Raw genomic sequence first — 3,662 nt, 5'->3', positions numbered from 1 at the left:
GAGTTTTCTGACAAGATTGCAGCCGCCGTAAAGAGCATGAAAGATGATGGGACGCTCTCTCGTGTGTCGATGAAGTGGTATGGGGTGGATGTCTCCGTCCCTAAATAGGGTCGCAAAGCTGCAGCGGCCCCGATAAGCGGGGCCGCGTTCTTTGAAAGGACGGTCATGATCTATCAGGATACAGTTGACTCCGAGACACTTGTCCACAACCCCAAGTTTATAGGCTCGGCATTTGCAGTAGTGCTCGCGGTCTTTCTTATGGTTAACCTCACCGGCACCTTTATGGGCGATCTCATGCGCCCGGTCATCGGTGATCCGCTCGAGAGCGGCTTTTACGGGCGCGTCGCGATTGCTTTTGTGATCTCGATCACGTTCTGYCTTAACCTCGTGCTCATCGGTTTCGCGCCGCTGAGGGCACAAATTGGCATTATCTGGTTGGAGATGCTGTTCATTTTCCTAGCTTGTTTTGCGCTATTTCACTTGAGCCTCCACTTCATTTGGAACAATTTGCCGTATTTGATCACGCAGGGTGCTGWGACGACAGTTTACGTTTCGGCGCTTTCCCTAATATTTGCTTCGCTCATCGGGATGGTTGCCGCTTTGGCAAAGCTTTCTAGCAACGGATTCGCTCTCGGAATTGCTAATTTTTATACTTCGTTTTTTCGCGGCACTCCGCTTCTCGTACAGATTTACCTGATCTACCTCGGCTTGCCGCAGCTTGGCTACGTGATTGGTGCGGTTCCTGCCGGCGTGCTGGCGCTTTCGCTTTGCGTCGGGGCGTACACGGCGGAAATCTTCCGCTCCGGCATCCAAAGCATAGACCGGGGACAGTGGGAGGCGTCCCGGTCTTTGGGTTTCGGCTTTGCGCTCACGATGCGTAGGATCATCCTACCGCAGGCGCTTCCCGTAATCATTCCTCCCATGGGAAATACCTTCATCTCAATGCTGAAGGATAGCTCGCTGGTGTCGGTGTTGGGGGTGTGGGAACTGACGTTTCTAGCTCGCCAACTCGGTACGCCGACCTTCAACATTATGGAGATGCTGGTAGCAGCAGCCTTCATTTATTGGATTATGTCTGCCAGCCTCGAACTGGTCCAATCGCGAATCGAACGCCATTTTTCCCGGAGCAGAGTCCGATGACTGTCGACAATATCTTTCAATTGACGGACGATCTAAATTGTCACGGTCCATCTAAGGCTCCTACCAAGGTTCCATCGAGCCGGAGGCGAGCGGTAGTGACCGACAACATCATCGAAGCCAAGAACGTCTCGAAGTGGTACGGCACCTTTAGGGCGTTAACTAACATAAACCTGACCGTCGCCAAAGGCGAACGCATAGTTGTATGCGGCCCCTCCGGATCCGGGAAGTCAACGTTGATCCGTTGCTTCAATCGTCTCGAAGCACATCAAGAGGGCGATATCACTGTCAATGGGATCAGGTTGCACAACAAAATGCGCAATGTCGCTGAGGTTCGGAAGAACGTCGGCATGGTATTCCAACATTTCAATCTGTTTCCGCACATGACCRTGCTGATGAACTGCATGGCGGCCCCGATGTGGATTAAGGGGATCCCAGAGGCCGAGGCCAGGAAGATCGCGCTAAAATACCTCGAGCGCGTACGAATACCGGAACAGGCCAACAAATATCCGGCTCAGCTCTCCGGAGGCCAGCAGCAGCGCGTCGCAATTGCTCGTTCCCTTTGTATGGAGCCTGCCCKCATGCTCTTCGATGAGCCGACCTCCTCGCTTGATCCGGAAATGGTCGCTGAAGTCCTCGAGACGATGATCAGTCTAGCGCGCGACGGCATGACAATGGTCTGTGTCACGCACGAGATGGGATTTGCACGCGCCGCCGCTGACCGTGTGATCTTCATGGATGCAGGCCATATCGTGGAAGAGGGGGAGCCGCACGACTTCTTCACAACTCCGYAGCATGAAAGAACAAAGCTGTTCCTCCGCCAGATCCTCTCGCACTGACCGCCTAGTCCGTCTTACGGCATGACCTTGCCGCCTTTAAAGTAGTGGGCGTCGAGAGGCTACCATCCGGGATTCAATTGGCGGACCGCCGATGGGCTAAATCAGGGATAAATGCGGCGACGATCGCGGCGGTGCCTTCGCGCGAGCCAACCCAAGCTAACTCGCCGGTAGACGGATTTATTGACGATGAAACTTAGCGAATACGCAGATTGCGATGCTACCGGTTTGGYCTCGCTCGTGAGCACGGGCGAAGTCACGCCTTTGGAGTTGACGCGCCTGGCCCGGGCAGCACACGACGAGATTAACCCACGCATCAACGGCGTCGTCGAGTTCTATCAGGATGCTGAGACTGTTGCCGGCGCGGAGGGGGGGCTCTTTCATGGCGTGCCATTCCTTCGCAAGGATATCGGCGCTAGCGAAGCTGGTCGGCTTCAAGAAAAGGGGAGTCGCCTATTTAAAGGGTATCGTGCCGACACGGACAGCTACTATTTTCGCCGTGCGCGAAATGCAGGGCTGCGCATAATCGGGAGGACAACATGCCCGGAGTTTGGTACGACAGGAATGAGCCAATCCATTCTCAATGGCATCACCGGCAATCCATGGAATTTGAAGCGCTCTGCTGGGGGTTCGTCCTCGGGAGCTRCCGCGGCGGTGGCGGCCGGCATCACCCCTATTGCACATGGCAGTGATGGCGGCGGGTCAATCCGCGTTCCCGCTTCCTGGTGTGGGCTTGTGGGACTTAATCCGTCCCGCGGACGCGTTTCTGGCGGGCCAAATAATCAGGACGCGTCATTTGGTTTCAGCCGCACGTTTGTTCTCTGTCGGACTGTGCGCGACATGGCGGCAGCTTTGGATGTCTTTGCTGGTCCCCATCCCGGCGACCCATTTATCATCGTCCAGCCGAGCCGTCTTTATGTGCAAGAGCTTTCTCAGCCTACCGGCACTCTCCGGGTCGGAGTCGCGCRAACGAGATGGGGCGCAGTTGATGTCGACCCGGAGGTGCTTCAAGCCGTTGATGCCGCTRCTTCGCTTCTGGAAGAAATGGGTCATATGGTTGATGAGATCGATCCGCCGTATGAGCCCGCTGAGCAAACGAGGATAGCGCTCGGCAGGGGCACCGACTATGCWGATTCACTTGATGATGCGGCGCGGGCACTGGGCAGGAAGATCGACGTGGACACGTTGGAGCCGRGCAATCTCAAGTCGTATGAATACAGCAGAAATTCTCGACCCGCCTCCATAGGAAACCTACTCGAGAATATTCGGAAATTTCGATTCCGCGTTGGCGAGGCGATCGATAGATTCGACATTTTGCTAACGCCCACAATGCCCGTCTTGCCCCCACCGCACGGAGGGATCTATTGTACGACCAATCCGACACTTTCTGCGGTGGAATTTGCGGAAGCTGATACCGCACTTTATCAGTACCTGGGTTTGTTCAACATCACCGGACATCCATCAGTGTCGCTACCGTTGGCGCATAGCGTCAATGGTTTGCCAATTGGCGTTCAGATCGTTGGCCGTTTTGGTGACGAGGCAACCTTGGTGCGAGTCTCGCGCGATCTAGAGGAGGCACGCCCATGGYGCCACCGTAGACCAAGCGTGCGAGCGGGATTAGTGACTGTGTAGGTGACATGGCGATCCCGTTATTTCGGGCGGGTTGTCGAGATTGGCTCAATAGAAGAC

At 55.4% G+C, this 3,662-nt stretch carries 3 protein-coding genes; all 3 read left to right on the top strand.

Annotated features, from left to right (window positions below; genetic code table 11):
- Positions 1–165: 165 nt before the first annotated feature.
- The 3 genes from ORS3428_RS06615 (at position 166) to ORS3428_RS31220 (ending at position 3,605) form a co-directional block, all read left to right on the top strand.
- On the top strand, positions 166–1,140 hold the full coding sequence (locus ORS3428_RS06615; protein WP_071095718.1) for an amino acid ABC transporter permease: 975 nt from the start codon (positions 166–168) through the stop codon (positions 1,138–1,140).
- A gap of 95 nt (positions 1,141–1,235) precedes the next feature.
- A complete protein-coding gene (locus tag ORS3428_RS06610) occupies positions 1,236–1,976 on the top strand; it encodes an amino acid ABC transporter ATP-binding protein (RefSeq protein ID WP_071095719.1) in 741 nt (246 codons plus the stop codon).
- Positions 1,977–2,162: 186 nt separating this feature from the next.
- Positions 2,163–3,605, top strand: coding sequence for an amidase (locus ORS3428_RS31220; RefSeq protein WP_083355021.1), 1,443 nt, complete (start codon positions 2,163–2,165; stop codon positions 3,603–3,605).
- The last annotated feature ends 57 nt before the right edge of the window (positions 3,606–3,662 follow it).

It is taken from the genome of Mesorhizobium sp. ORS 3428 (genome assembly GCF_001854785.1).
Taxonomy (GTDB): domain Bacteria; phylum Pseudomonadota; class Alphaproteobacteria; order Rhizobiales; family Rhizobiaceae; genus Mesorhizobium.
The sequence above is the reverse complement of the archived record's forward strand: the minus strand, read 5'-3'. Positions and strand labels throughout refer to the sequence as shown.